This window comes from Rhizobacter sp. P3_B12 (assembly GCF_056402895.1).
Window position 1 is genome coordinate 1 of the sequence record NZ_JBFUGN010001429.1, and the last position, 1,133, is coordinate 1,133.

At 71.2% G+C, this 1,133-nt stretch carries 1 protein-coding gene; it reads right to left on the reverse strand.

Features of this window, described 5'->3' with window-relative positions; all coding sequences use genetic code 11:
- Positions 1-22: 22 nt before the first annotated feature.
- A complete protein-coding gene (locus AC1D01_RS35815) occupies positions 23-952 on the reverse strand; it encodes a lytic transglycosylase domain-containing protein (RefSeq protein WP_477874443.1) in 930 nt (309 codons plus the stop codon).
- Positions 953-1,133 lie beyond the last annotated feature (181 nt).

Consider the following 1,133-nt stretch of genomic DNA (forward strand, 5'->3'; position numbering starts at 1 on the left):
GTGTACCGCGGGCCCTGCCGGCTCAGCGCAGCGAGGCCACCTGGTGCGTCGTCTGGGCTTGGGAGGCGATGGGAGCCGCCGAGACCGGTGTCGGCTCGACGACGGCCGGCTCGGCCTGCAGCGGCGTGCTCGGCAGCGCGACCGGCGTCGGCACCACCAGCGGTGCGAACACCGGCACCGATTTGCCGTCGGCCACCATGCGCAGGTGCTCGCGCTCGGCCAGCACCTTGCCGGCGTAGCCGCCGTCGTCGTTCAGGTTGGCGGCACCCACGTAGAAGCGCAGCCCGGCCTCGACACCGCCGGCGCGCGTGATGCATTCCTTCAGCACCAGCGCGCCGACCCGCAGGTTCGTCACCGGGTCGAAGGCCGCATGGTTGCCGCCGAAGGCTTCGTACTTGTCGTCGTGCACGCGGGTCATGACCTGCATCAGGCCCTGCGCGCCGACCGAGCTCTGGGCGAAGGGGTTGAAGCTGGACTCGATCGCCATGATCGCGAGGATCAGCGTCGGGTCGAGCCCGGACTTGCTGCCGACGGCCCAGGCTTCCTTCACGAGCCGGCTGACGGGCTCGGGGGCGACGCGGTAGCGGCGCGAGATCCACAGCGCGACGGCGGCCTGCTGCTTGGTCAGGTCCCGGGGGTCGGTCGCGGTGGCACGGCTCACGGCATCGGGCTCGACCAGGTCGGTCAGCGCYTGGGCGGTGCCCTCGACGCGGGCATCGTGGCGCGCCCGCAGCCAGTCGAGCGCGCGGCTCTCGGCGACATGGCGCAGGTCGGCGCGGCTGCCCATGAACAGCACGATCGCGACGATGGCGAGCCCCAGCAGGGCCAGGCCGTTGTGGCTCACTTCCAGCAGGCCGTGACCCACGTCACGCAGAAAGACCGCGCTCGACCGAGCGGCGGTGTGGCGGGCGTCCTGAAATCCCGCGATCCATTGTTGAAGCGCTGTCGTCATGTCACTCCTTGTCAGTCCGTCTGGCGCCTCCACCCGCCGCGGCACGGGGCCCGGGGGGTGCGAGAGGTGACGGTGATAATCGACCGCGGATCGACTCCGGGAGTCTCCGGAACCGCTCCGTCGGCTTGCTCGTCGGCAGCGTGGTCCCCGCGAGCACCTCGTGTGCTCTGCGGGTTTACCC